Source organism: Kitasatospora sp. NPDC004240 (assembly GCF_053603215.1).
The window spans coordinates 1-18,665 of the sequence record NZ_JBSGFD010000112.1 but is presented as its reverse complement, the minus strand read 5'-3'; the positions used below and the strand labels follow the sequence as shown (position 1 = coordinate 18,665).

At 72.7% G+C, this 18,665-nt stretch carries 17 protein-coding genes and 1 pseudogene; 10 read left to right on the top strand and 8 right to left on the bottom strand.

Features of this window, described 5'->3' with window-relative positions:
* Nucleotides 1-35 precede the first annotated feature (35 nt).
* From ACWEQL_RS26750 to ACWEQL_RS26720, 7 genes are all read left to right on the top strand, one after another.
* Entirely contained in the window at nucleotides 36-1,871 is a 1,836-nt protein-coding gene (locus ACWEQL_RS26750; protein WP_452152867.1) for a methyltransferase, read from the top strand.
* Nucleotides 1,872-2,053: 182 nt separating this feature from the next.
* Nucleotides 2,054-3,274 (top strand): cytochrome P450 family protein, encoded by a 1,221-nt coding sequence (locus tag ACWEQL_RS26745; protein WP_452152866.1) that lies wholly within the window; start codon nucleotides 2,054-2,056, stop codon nucleotides 3,272-3,274.
* A 55-nt stretch (nucleotides 3,275-3,329) separates the two neighbouring features.
* Nucleotides 3,330-3,959 (top strand): TOPRIM nucleotidyl transferase/hydrolase domain-containing protein, encoded by a 630-nt coding sequence (locus ACWEQL_RS26740; protein ID WP_452152865.1) that lies wholly within the window; start codon nucleotides 3,330-3,332, stop codon nucleotides 3,957-3,959.
* Between the two features lie 74 nt (nucleotides 3,960-4,033).
* Nucleotides 4,034-4,825 (top strand): hypothetical protein, encoded by a 792-nt coding sequence (locus ACWEQL_RS26735; RefSeq protein WP_452152864.1) that lies wholly within the window; start codon nucleotides 4,034-4,036, stop codon nucleotides 4,823-4,825.
* A gap of 177 nt (nucleotides 4,826-5,002) precedes the next feature.
* On the top strand, nucleotides 5,003-7,060 hold the full coding sequence (locus tag ACWEQL_RS26730) for a phosphocholine-specific phospholipase C (RefSeq protein ID WP_452152863.1): 2,058 nt from the start codon (nucleotides 5,003-5,005) through the stop codon (nucleotides 7,058-7,060).
* A gap of 137 nt (nucleotides 7,061-7,197) precedes the next feature.
* On the top strand, nucleotides 7,198-7,560 hold the full coding sequence (locus tag ACWEQL_RS26725; RefSeq protein WP_452152862.1) for a DUF1304 domain-containing protein: 363 nt from the start codon (nucleotides 7,198-7,200) through the stop codon (nucleotides 7,558-7,560).
* Complete coding sequence (locus tag ACWEQL_RS26720) at nucleotides 7,557-8,204, top strand: TetR/AcrR family transcriptional regulator (RefSeq protein ID WP_452152861.1); 648 nt, start codon at nucleotides 7,557-7,559, stop codon at nucleotides 8,202-8,204. Before ACWEQL_RS26725 ends, ACWEQL_RS26720 begins: the two co-directional genes overlap by 4 nt.
* 39 nt (nucleotides 8,205-8,243) lie before the next feature.
* On the opposite strand, the gene ACWEQL_RS26715 is transcribed toward ACWEQL_RS26720, so the two are convergent.
* On the bottom strand, nucleotides 8,244-9,188 hold the full coding sequence (locus ACWEQL_RS26715; RefSeq protein ID WP_452152860.1) for an ABC transporter permease: 945 nt from the start codon (nucleotides 9,186-9,188) through the stop codon (nucleotides 8,244-8,246).
* A gap of 351 nt (nucleotides 9,189-9,539) precedes the next feature.
* Between ACWEQL_RS26715 and ACWEQL_RS26710 the strand changes: the two genes are divergently transcribed.
* Nucleotides 9,540-10,346, top strand: coding sequence for a class I SAM-dependent methyltransferase (locus ACWEQL_RS26710; protein ID WP_452152873.1), 807 nt, complete (start codon nucleotides 9,540-9,542; stop codon nucleotides 10,344-10,346).
* Nucleotides 10,347-10,702: 356 nt separating this feature from the next.
* Here the strand turns inward: ACWEQL_RS26710 and ACWEQL_RS26705 are convergent, their stop codons facing one another.
* The 3 genes from ACWEQL_RS26705 to ACWEQL_RS26695 form a co-directional block, all read right to left on the bottom strand.
* Complete coding sequence (locus ACWEQL_RS26705) at nucleotides 10,703-10,981, bottom strand: hypothetical protein (RefSeq protein WP_452152859.1); 279 nt, start codon at nucleotides 10,979-10,981, stop codon at nucleotides 10,703-10,705.
* On the bottom strand, nucleotides 10,978-11,748 hold the full coding sequence (locus ACWEQL_RS26700) for a heavy metal-responsive transcriptional regulator (protein ID WP_452152858.1): 771 nt from the start codon (nucleotides 11,746-11,748) through the stop codon (nucleotides 10,978-10,980). The genes ACWEQL_RS26705 and ACWEQL_RS26700 overlap by 4 nt, the downstream gene beginning before the upstream one ends.
* 292 nt (nucleotides 11,749-12,040) lie before the next feature.
* Entirely contained in the window at nucleotides 12,041-12,469 is a 429-nt protein-coding gene (locus tag ACWEQL_RS26695; RefSeq protein ID WP_452152857.1) for a MarR family winged helix-turn-helix transcriptional regulator, read from the bottom strand.
* Nucleotides 12,470-12,611: 142 nt separating this feature from the next.
* Here ACWEQL_RS26695 and ACWEQL_RS26690 point away from each other — a divergent pair, with 142 nt between their 5' ends.
* Entirely contained in the window at nucleotides 12,612-13,523 is a 912-nt protein-coding gene (locus ACWEQL_RS26690; protein ID WP_452152856.1) for an MBL fold metallo-hydrolase, read from the top strand.
* Between the two features lie 74 nt (nucleotides 13,524-13,597).
* Here ACWEQL_RS26690 and ACWEQL_RS26685 read toward each other — a convergent pair whose 3' ends face one another.
* The 4 genes from ACWEQL_RS26685 to ACWEQL_RS26670 all read right to left on the bottom strand — a co-directional run bounded on the left by ACWEQL_RS26685 (nucleotide 13,598) and on the right by ACWEQL_RS26670 (nucleotide 18,134).
* Nucleotides 13,598-14,443, bottom strand: coding sequence for a carbohydrate ABC transporter permease (locus ACWEQL_RS26685; RefSeq protein ID WP_452152855.1), 846 nt, complete (start codon nucleotides 14,441-14,443; stop codon nucleotides 13,598-13,600).
* Entirely contained in the window at nucleotides 14,443-15,372 is a 930-nt protein-coding gene (locus tag ACWEQL_RS26680; RefSeq protein WP_452152854.1) for a carbohydrate ABC transporter permease, read from the bottom strand. Before ACWEQL_RS26680 ends, ACWEQL_RS26685 begins: the two co-directional genes overlap by 1 nt.
* A gap of 162 nt (nucleotides 15,373-15,534) precedes the next feature.
* A complete protein-coding gene (locus ACWEQL_RS26675; protein ID WP_452152853.1) occupies nucleotides 15,535-16,803 on the bottom strand; it encodes an extracellular solute-binding protein in 1,269 nt (422 codons plus the stop codon).
* Nucleotides 16,804-17,375: 572 nt separating this feature from the next.
* The gene (locus ACWEQL_RS26670) at nucleotides 17,376-18,134 is read right to left on the bottom strand and encodes a DeoR/GlpR family DNA-binding transcription regulator (RefSeq protein WP_452152852.1); all 759 of its coding nucleotides are present in this window, start codon (nucleotides 18,132-18,134) and stop codon (nucleotides 17,376-17,378) included.
* A 265-nt stretch (nucleotides 18,135-18,399) separates the two neighbouring features.
* On the opposite strand from ACWEQL_RS26670, the pseudogene ACWEQL_RS26665 reads away from it, so the two are divergent.
* Nucleotides 18,400-18,665: pseudogene (locus tag ACWEQL_RS26665) on the top strand (N-acetylglucosamine-6-phosphate deacetylase); the annotation flags it as partial.

The following is an 18,665-nucleotide window of genomic DNA, read 5'->3' as shown; positions in this document are numbered from 1 at the left end:
CCCCCACCCCTTCCTCCGAGAGAGCCCCCCGACCCATGACCCCCGCGCCACCCCCCGACGACGCCACCCGCCTCCGCGCGGCCGCCGAATTCGTCCGACGGCACGACACCGCCGCCCTGCTCCCGCTCCTCCTCCCCGGCCTCGACCCCGCGGAACTGTCCGCCCTCGCCGCCCACTGCCGCTTCGCCCACGCCGCGGTGCTCCTCCTCCCACCCGACGACGCCACCCTGCGCGCCCAGCTCGCCGCCTGCGGACTGCCCGCCGACGTCCCGGCCCACCCCAGCGTCGTCGTCCGCGACCGTCTGGCCGCCCGGCACGGCCACGACGCGGCCACCCTCGACGTGCGGATCCTGCGCCCGCCCGTCGACGGCCACGACGGCGACCGCCGGATGGTCGAGGTGTTCGCCCTGACCGTCCCGCCCGGCTCGCCGCTGGCCGCCCTCGCCGCCCACGAACGGGCCGTACAGCACGAGGCCCACCTCGCCCTGGAGGTCGAGCGGCCCGACCCGCTGGTCCTGCGCGGATTATGCGCACTGCTCACCCGGCACGGCGCCGTCCCCGACGGCGGCGGTTACAACCCCCACGAGGACGGCACCGTCCTCTACTTCACCGCGCCCGCCACCGCCACCGCCGGCTACCACCGCGTCGAGCTCTACGCCCACGGCGACCACCGCAGCACCCTCGCCACCCACCTCGGCGCCCACCCCGCCGCCCCCGCCGCCCCCGCCGCCCACCTCGGCGCCGACCGCGGCCCGCACCGGCAGGCCGAGACCCTGCTGCACCTGCTCACCGGCGCCTGGACCACCCAGGCCCTCGCCGTCTGCGCCCAACTCGGCCTGCCCGACGCCCTGGACACCCGGACGGCCACCGGCGTCGACACCCTGGCCCGCCGCCTCGACGCCCACCCCGAGAGCCTCGCCACCCTGCTGCGCTACCTCGCCATGCTCGGCGTGGTCACACCCGATCCCGATCCCGCCCCCGCCGGCTACCGGCTCACCGACCTCGGCGCACTCCTGCGCGTGGACCTCCCCGGGTCGATGCGCCCCCTGGCCCTGATGTACGGCGGCCCCTTCTACCGCTCCTTCGCGGGTCTCGCGCACACCGTTCGCACCGGACAGGCCGCCTTCGACCACCTCTTCGGTGAGAACCACTTCGACCACTTCGCCCGTCACCCCGAACTCGCCGAACTCTTCGACCGGTCCATGGCCGCGAGCTCCCGCATGTTCGAACCCGTCCCCGACCACCCCGTCCTCACCGCCGCGGCCCGCGCGGGCTCCCCGCGAACCGTCGTCGACATCGCCGGCGGCAACGGCGAACTCCTCGGCCGCGTCCTCACCGCCCACCCGCACCTGCGCGGCGTCCTGCTGGAACGCCCGCACGCCGTCGAGGCCGCCCGCCGGCTGCTCGACGCCCGCGGCTGCGGCGACCGCTGCACCTACCTGGCCGGCGACTTCGCCGACGTCCCCGCCGGCGCGGACGTCTACCTCCTCTCCCGCGTCCTGCACGACTGGGACGACGCACGCTGCCGGGAGATCCTGCGCCACTGCGCCCGGGCCATGCCCGCCCACGCCGACCTGCTCGTCGTCGAACGCGTCCTGCCCGCCGACGGCTCCGCCTCCCTGGCCACCGCCTGGGACCTCCACATGATGTGCAACACCGGCGGCCGGGAACGCCGGGCCGACCACTACGCCCGGCTCTTCGCCGACGCCGGACTCGAACTCGTCGACCGCACACCGCTCCCCCTGGACGCCACCGTCCTCCACGCCCGCCGCGCCGCCCTGCCGACCCCCGCCCGGGCGCCGCGCCCCACCCCGGCCGCCGCCCGGCCCGACGCCGTACAGCCTGCCGCCGTCCAGCCCGCCACCGTCTAGCCCTGGTGGTCCGTCACCTGCCGTGTTCCCGGGGCAACCCCGCCCGGGAACACGGCAGTCCGGTGCCCGGACGGCCGGAGGCGGTCTTGCCCCCGACCCGCCGCTGCCCAACCATGAGCGAAGCCCGTTCCCGCCTCCGCACCCGCCCGGTCCGTCCACCGGGCCCCGACGAAGGAGCCCGTGTGAACCCGCCGCTCGTCCTCGACCCCTCCGGCCGCGACCGCGACGCCGAGACCGCCCGCCTCCACGACGCCCCCGCCACCCGCGTCGACATCCTCGGCGTCCACGCCTGGGCCGTCGCCGACCCCGCCCTCCTGCACACCCTCCTCAAGGACCCCCGCGTCTCCAAGGACGCCCACCGGCACTGGCCGCGCCTCCCCGAGATCGCCGGCACCTGGCCGCTGGCCCTCTGGGTCTCCGTCCGCAGCATGTTCACCGCCTACGGCCCCGACCACCGCCGGCTGCGCCGCCTGGTCAGCGGCGCCTTCACCGCCCGCCGCATCCAGGCCCTGCGCCCCCGCGTCGAGGAGCTCACCCGCGCCCTGCTCGACGACCTCGCCACCACCCCCGCCGGCAGCCCCGCCGACCTGCGCGAACGCCTCGCCCACCCGCTGCCGATCCACGTCATCGGCCACCTGATGGGCCTGCCCGACCACCTGCGGGAGCGCTTCCGCCGCAACGTCGACAACGTCTTCGACACCACCCTCTCCGCCGAACAGGCCCACGCCAACACCCTCGCCCTGTACGCGATGCTCGACGAGCTGATCGCCGCCAAACGCGCCGCCCCCGGCGAGGACATGACCTCCCTGCTCATCGCCGCCCGCGACACCGAGGGCGACGGCACCGCCCTCACCGAGGACGAACTGCGCGACACCCTGCTGCTCGTCATATCCGCCGGGTACGAGACCACCGTCAACCTGATCGACAACGCCCTCACCGCCCTGCTCACCGACCCGGACCAACTCGCCCACGTCCGCTCCGGCCGCGCCGGCTGGGCCGACATCGTCGAGGAGAGCCTGCGCCACAGCGCCCCCGTCGCCCACCTCCCGCTGCGCTACGCCGTCGAGGACATCGACCTGCCCGGCGGGCCCACCATCCCCGCCGGCGACGCCATCCTCGCCGCGTACGCCGCCGCCGGCCGCCACCCGGGCGTGCACGGCAAGGACGCCGACGTCTTCGACGCCCTGCGCACCGTCAAGGACCACCTCGCCTTCGGCCACGGCGTGCACTTCTGCCTCGGCGCCCCGCTCGCCCGGATGGAGGCCGAGATCGCCCTGCGCCTGTTCTTCGACCGCTTCCCCGAGGCCGCCCTCACCCCCGGCACCCGGCTGCGCCCCCTGGAGTCCCTGATCTCCAACGGCCACCGGACACTGCCGGTCGACCTCGGCCCCGACCGCGGGTAGCCGCCCCGGCGAAAACCACATGCCCCGCACGCCCGCTCCGGAGCAGAATCGGCCCATGGCGGACATGCGGGAGTTCCGGGACGCGGTGACCGAGTGGGCGGCCGGCGGTCCGGGGGAGGAGCGGGCGGCCGAGCTGGCCGCGCGCCTGGGCGTACGCGTCGCGGTGCTGCTGGAGGGGCCGAGCGACGCCGCCGCCGTCGAGGCGCTCGCCGCCCGCCTGGGCCGCGACCTGGCGGCCGAGGGCGTCTGCGTCCTGTCCATGGGCGGGGCGATGAACGTGGGCCACTACGCGGGCCGGCTCGGCCCGTCGGGGCTGGGGCTGTGCCTGCTCGGGCTCTGCGACGAGAACGAGCGGCGCTTCTACGACCGCGGCTTCGAGCAGGCCGGCGCGCCGCCGCACGCCGTCCACGTCTGCGCGGGCGACCTGGAGGAGGAGTTCATCCGCGCGCTCGGCGTGCCCCGGATCGAGGAGGTCGTCCGCGCCGAGGGCGACCACCCCGCCTGGCGCACCTTCGTCCGCCAGCCCGCCCAGCAGGGCCGCCCCCCGGAGCACCAGATGCGCCGCTTCCTCGGCACCAAGAAGGGCCGCAAGATCCGCTACGGCCGCCTCCTCGCCGAAGCCCTCGACCTCGACCACACCCCCGCCCCGCTCGCCACCCTCCTCGCCGCCGTCCGACCCGTCTGATCCATCCGGCCCGCCGGGCCCGGGGCGGGCAAAACCTATGGCGCCCGTCGTCCCCGGGAGGCCAGACTGAACCGGTGATCTCCCCGTTCCCGGCGCCGGATCCGCGCGCCCGTAACCTCGCCCAGGACTTCGAGGGCATGGACGCCCTGGTGGCCGACCTGGTCCTGCCGGCCGGCGCGTCGATGTCCGTGATGAGCACGCTGGAGACCTCCCGCGAGCTGATCCGGCACTCCTACCACCGGTACGAGTTCGCCACCGTCGCCGTGTCGCACTCCCTGCTCGCGCTGGAGCACGCGATCACCGAGCGGCTGGCCGTCCAAGGGCCGCTCGGGGAACTGCTCCGGCGGGCCACCGACGCCGGGCTGCTCCCGGCCGGACTCGCCGCCGAGCTCGACCGTGCCCGGCTGCTGCGCGACCGGCTCGGGCAGGGCACGGCGACGAGTGCCGCCCTGCTGCCGCTCGGGGCCGTCGTCCTGGTGCGCGCCGTGTTCGACGCCGTCACCCTGCTGTTGCGGCTTCCGGCCGCCGAGGGCACGGCCGAGGACGGACCGGGCGCGGAGAAGCCCGCCGACCGGCTCGCCCGCCTGTGGGAGGAGTACCGGCAGGCGGCGTACCCGCCGAGCTTCCGTGGCGTGGACATCGACGGTGTGGAACTGATCCTGCTGGACGCTGACATGGCCGCCGTCGTCCAGCGGGAGCTGAGGAGCGGGCTCGACGACGACGGCGTTGCCCTCCTCTGGCGGTGCATCGCCGACCTGGACAAGGCCGTGCCGCTGATCCAGGAGGCCTACTGCGCCTCGTACTTCGGGCGTCTGCGGACGGTGGCCGGACTGGTGGCGGCGCGCCACCTTCCGGAGGCGACCTGACTCTCCGGGCCCCGGGGCGGGTGGGGCGGGCGTCGTCAGATGTTTGTACAACTCGACGGTGTTCGCCTGGCGTACAGCGGGCGGTCACGAGCGGGCCGCCGGATGGTCGGGTGCGGGCGCTGTCCTTGGGGGCGTCTTCCTCCACCCCCCCCGTGACACGCAGAGGTCATCCCACCCATGGCAGAACTGAACCGCCGCCGCTTCTTCCAACTGGCCGGTGCGACCGTGGCGTTCCCGGCACTGTCGCAGAGCATCGCGCGCGCCGCGTCCATCGCCCCGCAGGGGAGCACCGGCACCATCCAGGACGTCGAGCACATCGTCGTCCTGATGCAGGAGAACCGTTCGTTCGACCACTACTTCGGGGCGATGAAGGGCGTGCGGGGCTTCGGCGACCCGCGGCCCGTGACCCTGCCCAGCGGGAAGCCGGTCTGGTACCAGGCGGACGGCGCAAAGAAGGAGGTGCTGCCGTTCCGCCCGCAGGTGAGCGACCTGGGCCTGCAGTTCATCCAGGACCTGAACCACGACTGGGCCGGCGGCCACAAGGCGTTCAACAACGGCAAGTACGACCAGTGGATCCCCGCCAAGACGGCCACCACCATGGCGTACCTGACGCGCGAGGACATCCCGTTCCACTACGCGCTCGCCGACGCCTTCACCATCTGCGACGCCTACCACTGCTCGTTCATCGGCTCCACCGACCCGAACCGGTATTACATGTGGACCGGGTACACGGGCAACGACGGCACCGGCGGCGGCCCGGTCCTCGGCAACCAGGAGGCCGGCTACGGCTGGAAGACCTACCCGGAGCGCCTGGAGGCGGCCGGCGTCTCCTGGAAGATCTACCAGGACATCGGCGACGGCCTGAACGCCGCCGGCAGCTGGGGCTGGATCAACGACGCCTACCGCGGCAACTACGGCGACAACTCCCTGCTGTACTTCAACAATTACCGCAACGCCCAGCCCGGCAACCCGCTGTACGACAAGGCCCGCACCGGCACCGACGCCAAGGCGGGCGACGGCCTGTTCGACCACCTGCGGCGCGACGTGCAGGCCGGCACGCTGCCGCAGATCTCCTGGATCGCCGCGCCCGAGGCCTTCACCGAGCACCCCAACTGGCCCGCGAACTACGGCGCCTGGTACGTCTCCCAGGTGCTGGACGCGCTGACCTCCAACCCCGACGTGTGGGCCCGTACCGCGCTGTTCATCACCTACGACGAGAACGACGGCTTCTTCGACCACGTCGTACCGCCGTTCCCGCCCTCCTCCGCCTCCCAGGGCCTGTCCACCGTGGCGACCTCCGCCGACTACCACCCCGGCAGCACCGGCTACGCGGCCGGCGCGTACGGGCTGGGCCAGCGGGTGCCGATGCTGGTCGTCTCGCCGTGGAGCACCGGCGGCTACACCTGCTCGGAGACCTTCGACCACACCTCGATCCTGCGGTTCATGGAGCGCCGCTTCGGCGTCCAGGAGCCCAACATCTCGCCCTGGCGGCGTGCCGTCTGCGGTGACCTGACCTCCGCCTTCGACTTCTCCGCCGCCAACGCGGCGCCCGCGGCGCTGCCCTCCACGGCCGGCTACGCCCCGCGGGACCGCAACCGCCACCCGGACTACGTGCCCACCCCGCCCGCCACCGGCACCCTGCCGAAGCAGGAGCCGGGCGCCAGGCCGACCCGCCCGCTGAAGTACGCGCCGTACGTGGACGGCGCGGCGGACATCGTCAACGGCAAGTTCGGCCTCACCTTCAGCGGGGGCGCCGCGGCCGGTGCCCAGTTCCTGGTGACCTCGCCCAACCGCACCGACGGCCCGTGGACATACACCGCCGAGGCGGGCAGGTCGGTGACCGACAGCTGGAACACCAAGTACTCCAAGGGCGTCACGGACCTGACCGTCCACGGCCCGAACGGCTTCCTGCGCCGCTTCCGCAACCCCGGCAGGACCGCCGGGCCCGAGGTCCGGGCGCGCCACGACGCGGGCACCGGCAACCTCGACCTGACCCTCACCAACGCGGGCGCGGACGCCGTGCTCACCGTCGTCAACGCGTACGGCGGCGGCCCGACGACCGTCACGGTCCGCCGGGGCGCCACCGTCACGCTCACCGTCGACCTGGGCGCCGGGCACCACTGGTACGACGTGACGGTCACCGCCAACACGACGGCCGACTTCGTCCGCCGCTTCGCCGGCCATGTCGAGACCGGCGCCCCGGGCCTGTCGGACCCCGGCATCGTCACCTACTGATCCCATCCTGATCCCACGGCCGCCCCACCGCTGCCCCGGACACCTCACGGTGTCCGGGGCAGCGGTGTGTCCGGCGGCGGGATCCTGGACATGTGTCCAGCTATGATGGACACCTGTCCATGAAATCGGAGCTGACGATGAGCGTGACCGCTGATGTCCTGGTCGGCCTGGTGGCCGCCCTGCACGGGTACTTCCTGGTGCTGGAGATGTTCCTCTGGCAACGCCGCCCCGGCCGGGAGCTCTCCGGCTTCGACGCCGACCTGGCCCGGGCCACCGCCCCGCTGGCCGCCAACCAGGGCCTCTACAACGGCTTCCTCGCCGCCGGGCTGGTCTGGGGCCTGATCGCCGGGGACCCGGTCGGCTTCCAGGCGCAGGTCTTCTTCCTCGCCTGCGTCGTCGTGGCCGGCCTGTACGGCGCCGCCACCGCCAACCGCCGGATCCTGCTCGCCCAGGCGCTGCCGGGGGCGCTGGCGCTCGCCGCCGTCCTGATCGCCCGATGAACGCCGCCCCCGACCCGCGCGCCGCCGCCTCGCGGCCCGCCCAGGACCCCCGCCCCGCCCAGGACCCCCGCGCCGCCCAGGACCCGCGCGCCGAACGCACCCGGGCCAAGCTACGCCGGGCGCTGCTGGAGGAGTGCGCCGAGCGCCCGCTCGCCGAGGTCAACGTGGCCGCCCTGGTCCGCCGGGCCGGCGTCGGCCGGGCCACCTTCTACGTCCACTACGCGGACCTGGAGGCGCTGGCGGTGGACGCCTGCGCCGACATCGTCCACGAGGCGGTCGACGCCCTGCACGCCTGGCGGGGCGTGCCCGACCCGGAGGCACCGCCCCCGGCGCTCACCGCGTTCTTCGGCTCACTGGTGCCGCACGCCGACCTCTACCGGACCCTGCTGACCCTCGGCGGGGGAGGCCCGCTCGGCCTGGTGCTCCGCCGTGACCTGCGCGAACGCAGCCGAACCGAGCGCGCGCTCGCGGGCGCCCCGGAGCCCGACCTGGTCGCCTCCGCGGTGGCCGGGACCTTCACCGGCGTCCTCGCGGACTGGCTGCACGGCGTCATCGAGGCCTCCCCGGAGCGGATCGCCCACCAGGTCTGGCGGCTGCTCATCTCGCTCCACCGCACCCCGCGCCTCGCGGAGGCCGGTTCCTGAGGCACCCCTCGACCAGGAGCTCCGCGAGGCTTCGGCCGGTTACTCGTAACGGATCCGCGGGTCGAGCACGGCGTACAGGATGTCCACCAGCAGCGTGGTGACCAGGTAGATCAGCACCAGCAGCGTGACCACGCCGACGATGACCGTGCCCTGCTTCTGGTGCACGGCCCGGGCGAGCAGGCCGCCGATGCCGTGGATGTTGAAGATGCTCTCGGTGATGACCGCGCCGCCCATCAGGCCGCCGAGGTCGGCGCCGAGGAAGGTGACGATCGGGATCAGCGCGTTGCGCAGCGCGTGACGCCCGATCACCCGGCTGCGCTTGAGCCCCTTGGCGACGGCCGTGCGGACGTAGTCGGCGCGCATGGTCTCCAGCAGGGTGGTGCGGGTGAGCCGGGCGACGTACGCGAGGGACATCACGGCCAGCACGAAGGCGGGCAGCAGGTAGGCGCGCAGGCCGTCCTCCTCGTTGAAGGAGACGGTGAAGAACTCGATGCCGTAGTCGGTCTTCAACTTGACGCCGAGGGCGAGCTGCAGCACGAAGCCGGTGACGAAGACCGGGATCGAGATGACGAGCAGCGTGCTGATCAGCAGAAGGTTGTCCAGGAACCCGCCCCTGCGCAGCGCCGTCATGATGCCGGCCAGCACGCCGATGACCGCCTCGAAGGCGAAGGCGATCAGCCCCAGGTTCATGGTGTACGGGAAGGACTCGCCGATCATGTCGCTCACCGACCGGCCGTTGAGGCTCTCGCCCAGGTCGCCCTGGAAGACACCGAGCAGGTAGTACCAGTACTGGACCAGGAAGGGCTCGTTCAGGTGGTACTTCTGACGGATCATCTCCGCGATGATCGGATTGGCCCGTCGTTCGCCGGCCAGCGCCTGCACGGGGTCACCGGGCAGTTCGAACACCAGCCAGTAGATCAGGAACGTCGCACCGAGCAGGACAGGGATCGCCTGTATCAGCCGGCGGATGATGTAACGGCCCATCGAAGCTCCATAGGTTCGGACAGGGAAGGCAACCAGGAGGATATGCGGACCAAGATCGCTCCCCTCCGGCACCCCGTTCGTCCGGGGACGATCCCGGCCGGTCCGGCCACTGCGCCCCGTACGACGTTCGGGAGGCGGGGCCTCCCCGCAATCCAACCGTCGCCCCGGCCACCCCGACCAGGTACACCGGGGCAGCCCTGGCGGGAACAAGGGGCAGGTCCGCGGTGCCCGCGCCCGAACGCCCCTCCGCTCCACGGGCCCCGGCCTGCCGCTCGCCGTCTGCGTTAGGGTCCTGAAAGGCCGCGTTCCCGATCTTCGCGGCGCACACACGAGGGGGAGACGACGATGACGGTGACGGCTTTCGACGCGTACGAGCGGCGGATGTGGGCCGGGCGGGCGGAGGCGTTCGCGCGGACCGCCGCGAGGCTCTGCGCCCATCCGGCCGCGCAACTGCTGGACGCGGCGGAGGTGGCGGAGGGGACGCGCGTCCTCGATGTCGGCACCGGGACGGGCACGGTGGCCGCGGCGGCCTGCGAGCGCGGCGCGAAGGTGACCGCGGTGGACGCCGATCCCGGCATGGTCGAGCTGGCCCGGCGGGCCGCGCCCGGGGCCGAGGTCCTGGAGGCCGTCCTGCCGGAGCTCCCCTTCGCGGACGGTGCCTTCGACGCCGTGGTCGGCAACTTCGTGCTCAACCACGTCGGCCGTCCGCTGGACGCCCTCGCGGAGCTGCGCCGCGTCGTACGGCCCGGCGGCCGGATCGCGCTGACGATCTGGGCGGTCCCGGCCCCCGCCGGGCAGGCCCTGCTCGGCCGGGCCGTCCAGGCGGCGGGCCTCACCCGGCCCGCGCACCTGCCCCCGCTCGCCGCCGAGGACGACTTCCCGCGCAACCCGGAGGGCCTGGCCGCACTGCTGACCTCGGCCGAGCTGCGCGAGGCGACCTGCCGCACCCTGACGTGGGATCACCGGGCGGCCCCCGAGGAATGGTGGGGCGGCCCGGCGGCCGGGGTCGGCTTCATCGGCCAGCTGCTGCTGAGCCACCCCGAGGAGACCCGCGCGGAGGTGAGGCGGCACTTCGACGCGCTCGCCCAGGACCTCCTCGGCGAGGACGGCCTGCTGGTCCTGCCCCACGCGGCGCTGCTGGCGAGCGCCCGCCGTTGAGCAGCGACCGCCGTCGGCGCCCGCGCGCGTGAAGCCGACGGCCCATCGAACCGAATGGCGTGCGGGACGTCAGGGCCCGCCTCGTTGCGGGAGCCGCCGGAGCCGGGCCGAGCGCGCGGGACAACGGTGAGCTGGCGGCCGACTTCCTCATCCTGACGCGCTACGGCCCCACGCCGAGCACGGCCGGCTCGCCGAGTTCTGGGCGGCGCCGGTGGAGGCCGGTGAACTCCTCGACCCGGCGGACCGCGATGAGCGCGGCAGCGTCGCGGAGGCGCTCGACGAGTGCCGACGGCGGCTGGCCGCCTGTACCACCTGAAGCGGCCGCGGGCCCGCCCGGCCGACGGGCCCGCGAACGGTCAGCGGGGTGGGCCGAGGGTGGGCATGCCGAGGTCGGCGCGTTCCTGGACGGTGCGGCAGGCCGCCCTCCGCCGGCGCCGGCGCAGGACGAGGAGCGCGGCGAGGGCGGCGACGGCCAGGGCGGCGAGGGCGGGCACCCAGAGGGCGCCGATCGCGGAGGCGGTGCCGAGGCCGCCGAGTACGGCCAGAACGGGGCCCGCGCAGCACACCGCGCAGGCGGCGACGGCGGCGAGGCCGGCGCCGATCGGGCCCCACGGCTTGGAAGGGGAAGAGGTCACGCGGGTGCTCCGAAGAGGTCGGCCAGCATCCCGGCGGCGCTCCGCGGCGCGCGTACGCTCAGCCGGAGGGCGGTGGGGGTCAGCTGGAGGGTGAAGTCGAGGAAGGCGCAGCAGCCCTGTTCGGCGGCGGCGAGGGTGGCGAGCCGTCCGGCGAGGTCGGGGTCGGCGGGGAAGGAGAGCCGCAGGCCGTCCGGGATCTCCTCGCGCCGTTCGGCCCCGGCGACGAGCTCGCGCCACTGCCGGGTGCGCTCGCCCAGCGCGGCGCCGTCGAGGCTGCAGGTGACCGGGGCCTCACGCCATGCCTCCGTCGGCCCGGTGATCGCTCGGCTGGGGGAGAGCGTCACCGGCACCGGCCCGCGGGCGCCGTTCGTGGTGCAGCCGCAGTCCGGCCCGCAGGCGCCCTCGGGGGCGGGGGCCGACAGCTCGCCGTGGACGGCGGCCAGGTGGGCGGCGAAGGCGCGAAGTTCGGCGATCCGCTGCTCCGTGTCACCGATCCGGTCCGCCAGCAGCGGCAGCATGCGGGCGCGCACGGAGGCGCACACGCCCTCCTCCCGGAGGTCCAGGAGTTCGCGGATCTCCTCCAGCGCCAGTCCCAGCAGCTTGGCCGAGGAGATGAACGCCAGCCGTTCGACCGCCTCCTCCCCGTAGACCCGGTACCCGGACGCGGTCCGGTCGGCCGGCAGCAGCCCGGCGCCCTCGTAGAAACGCAGCGTCGTGGCCGGGACACCGGAGCGTTCGGCCAGCTGCGAGATGCGGTAGCTCGTCACACCGCCGACGGTAGACCTTCCACCCGACTCGAAGGTCAAGCCCGGTCGCGCACGATCTCCGGGCAGTGGGGGAATGCTCCCGGCCATGGCGCACGACGACATGGTCGGTCTCACCCGGTTCACCGATCCGCGGCAGTTCGGCCGGGGGCTGCGCGATCAGCTGATCGACTGCTGGATCGCGGTCACCAACGCGGGCGGCGGCCGGGTTCCCGTTCCCGCCGGTCCGGTACGAGGACGTCGCGCCCGTCGCCGAGGGACTGCTGGGCCCGGCCCGGTCGGCTTCGGGCCGGGTTCAGGGCCGGGTGATGACCTGCTCCAGCAGGCCGCGGAGGAGGCGCTGCTCGTCCGCGCCGAGGGCGGAGAGCGGGGAGTCGACGGCCAGGAGGCCGAGCAGGTCGTCACGCAGGGCGGTGCCCTCGGTGGTGAGGACGAGGTGCTTGGCGCGGCGGTCGGTGGGGTGCGGGTGGCGCTCGACCAGGCCCTGCTTCTCCAGCTTGTCGATGACGAAGGTGGTGTTGGACGGCTCGCAGCACATGCGTTCGGCGAGCTCCCGCATGGTCATCGGCCCGCTCATCTCCCGCAGCGCGGTCGCCTGCGCCACGGTGAGGCCCAGCGAGGTGGCGCGGTTGCGCACGTGCTCCGCGATCCGCTGCGCCAGCCCGTTGACCATGCCGCACAGCTGCCGCTCGGCGAGGACCTGCTGCTCGGGGGACGTCGTCATGGGGTCATCCTACCAACTCCATCAAGCCCGAATAATTGCAGCTTGAATGATTCAAGCTTGATGATTATGGTGATCTTCGCCGCCACGGAAGGACGCACAGCGACGTGGCGCGCCATCCGACGACCACTCACAAGGGAGACCCATGTCCGACGTGACGCTTGCCCAGGCCCAGGACGTACGACCCGAGGGCCAGGACGCACGACTGAGCCGCCCGGGCGTGATCCGCTCCATCCGGCTGGGCGACCTCAAGGTGACGTACGTGCCGGACGGCGACGTACGGCTGCGCCCGCTGCCGCTGCTCCCCGACACCACCGACGGGACCTGGGCCGCGCACCCGGAGTACCTGGACGCCACCGGCCACCTGGTGGGGAGCGTCGGCGCCCTGCTGGTGGAGCACGGCGACCGCGCGCTGCTGATCGACACGGGCTTCGGCCCGCAGCGTCTGGAGTTCCCGGAGGGCCCGGTCGGCGTGATCCACGGGGGCGCCCTGCCGGAGAACCTGGCCGCGCTCGGGCGCCGTCCCGAGTCCATCGAGGCGGTGGCCTTCACCCACCTCCACGTCGACCACCTCGGCTGGGCCTGCCACCCGGTGCCCGGCACGGAAGAGCTCCTGTTCGGGCACGCCGAGTACCTGATCTCCGAGCCGGAGTGGAAGCGGCGCGACATCCTGGAGGACCAGGGCATGGGCGAGCAGGTCGCGGCCCTGGCGCCGCGGGTCCGCACCATCACGGACGGGGAGGAGGTCTTCCCCGGCGTCCGGGTGCGGATCACCCCGGGCCACACCGTCGGACACGCCGAGTACGTGATCACCGGGGGCGGCCGGCGGCTGATCGCCTTCGGCGACGCCGTGCACTCGCCGATCCAGATCGACCACCCGGAGTGGTCCGCGGCCTTCGACCACGACCTCGCGCGGACCGCCGAGCACCGCCGCCGCCTGGTCGCCGAACTGGCGGAGCCGGACACCATCGGCTTCGGCGTCCACTTCGCCGACGTGGTCTTCGGCCGGGTCCGGCAGGACGGCGACGGGCCGGCCTGGCGTCCCCTGGACGCCTGACCGGCCACCTCGCGCCGCCGCCGTCCGGGCCCCTGGGCGCCCGGACGGCGGATCCCGCCACTTGACGGACCCCGCTACTTGACGGATCCCGCGGTGAGGCCGGACACCACGTGGCGCTCGATGACGGCGAACAGCACCACCACCGGCAGGATGGCGATCACCGAGCCCGCGAAGAGGAAGTTCCACTGGACGGTGTAGTTGCCGATGAAGCTGTTGATGCCGACCGTGAGCGGCTGGCTGCCGGGCTCGGTGGAGAGTGTCAGGCCCATCACGAACTCGTTCCAGGCGGAGATGAAGGTGAAGATCACCGCCGTGACGATGCCGGGCATGGCCAGCGGCAGCACCACCTTCCGCAGCGTCCCCAGCCGGCCGAGGCCGTCCAGCATGGCGGCCTCCTCCAGCGCCACCGGGATGGACCCGATGTAGGCGGTGAGGATCCAGATGGTGAAGGCCAGGTTGAACGCCGCGTTGCAGAGGATCAGCGTCCACACCGAGTTGAGCATGTCCAGCTGGTGGAACTCGCGGTAGAGGCCGACCAGCAGCGCGGTCGGCTGGAACATCTGGGTCACCAGGACCAGCAGCAGGAACAGCTTCCGGCCGCGGTAGCGGATGCGGGCGGTGTAGTACGCGGCCGGCAGCGCGACCGCGAGGGCCAGCAGGGTGGAGCCGCCCGAGACCAGCAGGGTGACCTGGAGGTTGTCGCCGAGCGTGGAGTCCCGCCACACGTCGACCAGGTTGGACCAGGCGAAGTGGCTCGGCAGGTAGGTGGAGTCCCGCAGTTCGTCGGCCGGCCGGACGGCGGTGACGACCATCTCCAGGTACGGCAGCAGGAACAGCGCGGCCAGCGCCCAGGCGACGGCGGTGATGACGAGGGTGCGGGGCCTGATCGTGCGGCGGCCCGCAGTGGCATGATGGGACATCAGTTCTCCTCCTGGTTCCACCGGCTGACCTTGAGGAAGACGAGGACCATCAGGACGACCAGGGCGAAGTTGACGACGGACATGGCGGCCGACTCGGCGATGTCGGTGTTCTTCAACTGGTACATGAACACCGTCGTGGTGGCGGTGTCGCTGTTGGGCCCGCCCTGGGTCATGCCCCAGATGATCGGGAAGGAGTTGAAGACGTTGATCAGGTTGATCACCAGGCCGACCAGGAACGCCGGCCGCAGCAGCGGCAGGGTGATCCGCAGGTACGCCTGGACGGGGGAGGCGCCGTCCACCCTGGCCGCCTCGTACAGCTCGGACGGCACGGTCTGGAGGCCGGCGAGCAGGGTGTAGGTGGTGAAGGGCAGCGAGACGAAGACGGCCACCAGGATCATCCACGGCCAGGCGGTGTCCGGGTCGCCGAGCCAGTCCCGGGGGCCGTCGATCAGCCCCAGGTCGGCCATCAGGGTGTTGAGCACCCCGGAGGTCTGGTTGAGCATCCACTTGAAGCCGATGGAGGTCATCAGGACGGATGCGGCCCAGGGCGCGATCAGCGCCCAGCGGGTGTAACGGCGGCCGGGGAAGCGTTGGTTGAACAGTTGGGCGAGGGCCAGCGAGAGGAGCATCGTCAGGGCGACGACCGCCAGCGTCCAGACCACGGTGCGGACGAGCACCTGGCCGAGGTCCGGTTCGTCGAAGAGTTTGCGGTACTTGTCGAGGCCGGCCGAGCCGCGGACGAAGCCGCTGGTGCTGATCCGCAGGAAGGAGGTGTGGACCATCTCGTACACCGGCCACAGGACCACGAGGACGATCAGCAGGACGGCCGGGCCGATCCACGGCAGCGGGCCGAGCCGGGCGAGGCCGGAGCGGGCGGGCTTTCGCCGGCCGGCCCTCCGGGCCTGCGGGGCGGTGGACTTGAGGGACACGAGGGTGCCTTCCGGGCGTGTGGGGCGGCGCCTGCCGCACAGCGGGCGGGTGCGGCAGGCGCGTTCGACGGGGTGGGGGCGGCGACGGCAGGGGGACGGCCGCCGCCGCCCGGGTGCTCCGGCGGCGGGGTGCGGGGCCGGCGGAGCACCATGGGGGAAGGGCTACTTGTTGGCCACCGCGTCCTGGGCCTTCTTCTGCAGGTCACCGAGGACCTTGGCCGGGTCGTCGGCGACGGCGGAGCCGATGCCCTTCTTCAGTTCGGCGGAGACCGCGTCCCAGGCGGTGTCGCCCAGCGGGTAGAAGGAGGCGCCGGGCAGCAGGGCGAAGAACGGTTCGAGGTCCTTGTGCTTGCCGTTGGCACCCATCTCCTTCAGGGTGTCCTGGGTGACCGGCATGAGGTTGTAGGTCTCGACGAACTTGAGCGTGTTCTCCTTGGAGTACGCGAAGTCGAGGAACTTCTTGATCTCCGCGGCGTGGCCGTTCTTCTTGAACGCCATCGTCCAGTCCGCCACGCCCAGCGTGGACTTGAGCGGGCCGCTCTTGCCGGGGATGGGCGCGACGCCGTACTCGACCTTGCCCTCCGTCGACATGGCGATGAGCGAGGGGTGGCCGTTGAGCATGGCGGTCTTGCCGGCCGCGAAGTCGGCGAAGGCGGTCTTGCGGTCGGTGGAGGCCGGGTTGGCGTAAGTGAGGCCCGGCTGAACGAGGTTGGACTTCAGCCAGCTGAAGGTGTCGACGTTGGCCTGGCTGTTGACGGTGTAGGCGCCGCTCTTGTCGGTGTGGCCGCCGCCGTTGCCGAGCTCCCAGATCATGCTCTCGCCCTGGGCCTCCTCCGGCCCGAGCGGCAGGGCGTACGGGATGACCCCCGGCACCTTGGCCTTGATCTTCTCGGCGGCCTGCTTGAGCTCGTCCCAGGTGGTGGGCGGCTGGGTGATGCCGGCCTGCGCGAAGAGGGCCTTGTTGTAGAAGAAGGCCCGGGCCGAGGAGACGAACGGGATGCCGTACTGGGTGCCCTTGACCTTGCCGGCGTCGGCGAAGGTGGCGATCAGGTTGGCCTGGGTCGCGGTGGAGAGCACCTCGTCGGCCTTGTACAGCAGGTCGTCGGCGACCTTGTCGGCGTAGCCGCCGGTCTGCAGGACGTCGGGGACGTTCCCGCTCTGGATCATCGTCTTGACCTGCTTGTCGATGTCGTTCCAGTTGATGACCTGGACGTCGACCTTGATGCCGGGGTTGGCCGCGGTGAAGGCGGCGGCGACACCGTCCCAGTACGTCTTCGAGCTGTTGGAGGCCTTGTCACCGTAGTCGGCGGCGACCAGCTTCAGGGTCACGTTCCCGCCGCTCGACCCGCCGGCTCCGCCACTGCCGCACGCCGTGAGCGTGAGCGCCGTGACGGCGCAGACCAGCGGGATGGTGAGGACTCGCTTGTTCATGGCCGTGTACCGCCTTCGTCCTGCGAACCCGTGTCAGGGCCGGGTTCGTTCCTGGGAGTGCAGAAGGTGCGCACCGCACCGGTGCGCCACGGGGCTGGGGGAGGCCACCGCTCGGCGCACGTGTCGGTTGTTTCCAACAGGTGTTTCCAACAGGCAGGTGGGAGCGAGGACTGGTCAGCAGTGCTTGTTTGTGCTTGAAGGTGACCAGTTTCGCGCAAATTCGACGTTCCTGTTGTGCTCGGAAGTATTCACGAGGGTGCCCTGGCGGTCTAGTTCCCGTTACCGGACCGTTGCGGACACGCCACCCGAGGGGCGGCTGCAACGTGTGCGGACCGCATGTTTGACGGTTCGTCAGAAATGATGTCGCCGCAGGTCATCGCCGATGCGGCGATCCCAGGCCGAGTCACCGGTGGCTACCCGGAGGCATGCCCGCAACCGTGACCCGGAATGGCCTCGAAGCCCCTGCTCGGTTTTGTTCAGAAGAGGCGCAAAAGCGCGGAGCACGCACGCCGAAGCCCCCGGCGGGACCGCCGGGGGCTTCGGGGAAGTCGGGGATCGCGGGCGGCGCGCGGTCAGGCGCGCAGCACCCGCACGCCGCACCCGGTGATGGCCTTCTCCTGGGCGCCGGTCAGCTCGTCGTCGGTGACCACGTCGTGGATGTCGGTCAGCGGGCAGATCGCGGCGAAGGTCACCAGCCCGACCTTGGTGCTGTCCGCCAGGACGACCGACCGCGCGGCGCTGCGCAGGAAGGCCTGGTCGGTGTGGGCCTCCATCTCGTCGTGCGTGGTGCAGCCCTCGCTCGCGGTCAGGCCGTCGACGCCGATGAAGGCGACGTCCAGGTGGTACTGCGAGAGCATCCGCTCGGCCGCCGGCCCGACCAGCTCGTAGCTGGCCGAGCGCGCGATGCCGCCGACCACCACGAGCCGGATCTCCGGCCGGACGATCAGGTCGGCCGCGATGTTGACCGCGTTGGTCACGATGGTGAGCCCGCCGCGCTCGGCGAGCACCCGGGCGAGCTCGCTGGTCGTGGTGCCGCCGGTCAGGCCCACCACGGCGCCGTCCGGGACCAGCCGCTCGGCGGCCAGGGCGATCCGCCGCTTCTCCGCCTGCCGCTTGCCGTGCCGGTGGCGCAGCGGCAGCTCCAGGTTGACGGTGCCGGTCACCGCGCCGCCGCGGGTGCGGTGCAGCAGACCCTGGTCGTGGAGCTCCTGGAGGTCGCGGCGGACGGTCGCGGTGGAGACGCCCAGCAGTTCCGCCAGCGCGTGCACGTCGGCACTCCCCGCTTCGGTCACATGAGCGAGGATCTTGGCGGTTCGGTCAGCTTTGAGCATGCTCGGGAGTCTAGACGAGGCCTGGCCCGTACCGCATCGACGCCGTCGCGAACGCGGTGACCGAGCTCCGCCGCTGGCGAGGCGGCAGGTACGTGCCAGGTCGGCACCGGTCCCGTTGTGCTCGGACTTGACTAAAGTACCGCGCGGAACAAGCAGTTTCGATCGACGCGCGGTGTCCGTCCTCTGTGTCCGTCCTTCCGCGGCGATGGCCCCGGTGGCGGGGCGCGAGGGCGGCGGCGCGCGTCCCGCTTCTGGAGGTGACCGCGTGGCCCCCACCCGCATCGACCTGTCCGGTGCCCGTCTGGTCCTGCCCGGCGGGGTCGTCGAGAACGGCCGGATCTCGGTCGGGGGGAGGACCATCACCGGCCTCGGCGGCCCGGCGCAGGCCGGCGACCTCGACCTGACCGGCCACACCGTCGTCCCCGGCTTCGTCGACCTGCACGTCCACGGCGGCGGCGGCGCCTCCTACGCCTCCGGCATCGCCGAGGAGGCCCTGCTCGCCGCCCGCACCCACCTCGCGCACGGCACCAC

What these genes read in the sequence shown, in the direction of transcription:
- ACWEQL_RS26750 (WP_452152867.1), top strand. Translation starts at nt 36, where the DNA reads ATGACCCCCGCGCCACCCCCCGACGACGCCACCCGCCTCCGCGCGGCC.
- ACWEQL_RS26740 (WP_452152865.1), top strand. Translation starts at nt 3,330, where the DNA reads ATGGCGGACATGCGGGAGTTCCGGGACGCGGTGACCGAGTGGGCGGCC.
- ACWEQL_RS26730 (WP_452152863.1), top strand. Translation starts at nt 5,003, where the DNA reads ATGGCAGAACTGAACCGCCGCCGCTTCTTCCAACTGGCCGGTGCGACC.
- ACWEQL_RS26725 (WP_452152862.1), top strand. Translation starts at nt 7,198, where the DNA reads ATGAGCGTGACCGCTGATGTCCTGGTCGGCCTGGTGGCCGCCCTGCAC.
- ACWEQL_RS26720 (WP_452152861.1), top strand. Translation starts at nt 7,557, where the DNA reads ATGAACGCCGCCCCCGACCCGCGCGCCGCCGCCTCGCGGCCCGCCCAG.
- ACWEQL_RS26715 (WP_452152860.1), bottom strand. Translation starts at nt 9,188, where the DNA reads ATGGGCCGTTACATCATCCGCCGGCTGATACAGGCGATCCCTGTCCTG.
- ACWEQL_RS26695 (WP_452152857.1), bottom strand. Translation starts at nt 12,469, where the DNA reads ATGACGACGTCCCCCGAGCAGCAGGTCCTCGCCGAGCGGCAGCTGTGC.
- ACWEQL_RS26690 (WP_452152856.1), top strand. Translation starts at nt 12,612, where the DNA reads ATGTCCGACGTGACGCTTGCCCAGGCCCAGGACGTACGACCCGAGGGC.
- ACWEQL_RS26685 (WP_452152855.1), bottom strand. Translation starts at nt 14,443, where the DNA reads ATGTCCCATCATGCCACTGCGGGCCGCCGCACGATCAGGCCCCGCACC.
- ACWEQL_RS26675 (WP_452152853.1), bottom strand. Translation starts at nt 16,803, where the DNA reads ATGAACAAGCGAGTCCTCACCATCCCGCTGGTCTGCGCCGTCACGGCG.
- ACWEQL_RS26670 (WP_452152852.1), bottom strand. Translation starts at nt 18,134, where the DNA reads ATGCTCAAAGCTGACCGAACCGCCAAGATCCTCGCTCATGTGACCGAA.